This window comes from Nocardia paucivorans NBRC 100373 (genome assembly GCF_000308675.1).
In the GTDB taxonomy this organism is placed as follows: Bacteria; Actinomycetota; Actinomycetes; order Mycobacteriales; family Mycobacteriaceae; genus Nocardia; species Nocardia paucivorans.
In genome coordinates, this window is the sequence record NZ_BAGE01000094.1 from 1 (window position 1) to 863 (window position 863).

Sequence of the window (863 nt, forward strand, 5' to 3'; positions counted from 1 at the left end):
CCCGCTACCGCACGATCGTCGATGTCGGCGGCGGACGCGGGGCCCTGTTGTGTGCGATTCTGCGTCGCGCCCCGATGTGTAGCGGTATTCTGTTCGATCTGCCCGAGGTCGTTGCCGATGCGCCGGCCCGGTTGGCGGAGGCCGGGGTGGCCGACCGGTGCACGGTGGTTGCAGGGTCGTTCTTCGAGGCGGTGCCCGAAGGCGCGGATGCCTACCTGCTCAAACATGTGGTGCACGATTGGCCTGCCGAGCAGGCCGGGCAGATCCTGCGGACGCTTCGCGCGGCGATGCCGCCGGATGCGCGGTTGCTGCTGATCGAACTCGTACTCCCCGAGCGTGACGGCTCGCATCCCGGTAATTACATCGATCTCGAGATGCTGGTCAATACCGGGGGCCGAGAGCGCACCGAAGCCGAGTACCGTGCTCTGCTCGCCGATGCCGGCTTCACTCTGCTCGCGTGTACCCCGACGTTGTCGCCGGAGAACATTCTCGAGGCCGTTCCGGCGCGGTGAGAACGAGGTCTTCCCGGGCACGGGTGGGTCTTGTTGCCGCGGGGTCAGACCGGGGTGGCGAGGGCGAAAGGGAGGACCGCGGAGGCGCCTGCGCGGCGTAGGGCTTGAGCGGCGACGGTGAAGGACCAGCCGGTGTCGGTGACGGTATCGACGAGCAGTATCGGGCCGGTACCGGCGGGGAGTTCGGGTAGTTGCCAGGAATCGTGAAGGGCGGCGACGCGGTGGGCGGAGTTGGCCGCGGAGACCGGGGGCAGGTCGGGGCGGCGTCGCAGGGTCCCCAGATTGTGCAGGCGCCCGAGTGCGGCCAGGCGCTCGGCCAGGGTTGTGAGCAGTATCGGGTGGGTGGTGGGG

Annotated in this window: 1 protein-coding gene and 1 pseudogene; one reads left to right on the forward strand and one right to left on the reverse strand. The window is 68.9% G+C overall.

Features of this window, described 5'->3' with window-relative positions:
• Positions 1-512, forward strand: a 512-nt coding sequence (locus ON32_RS23415; RefSeq protein WP_040793182.1) for a methyltransferase, incomplete at its 5' end; no start/stop codon positions are given.
• Positions 513-556: 44 nt separating this feature from the next.
• On the opposite strand, the pseudogene ON32_RS23420 reads toward ON32_RS23415, so the two are convergent.
• Positions 557-863: pseudogene (locus ON32_RS23420) on the reverse strand (recombinase RecQ); the annotation flags it as partial.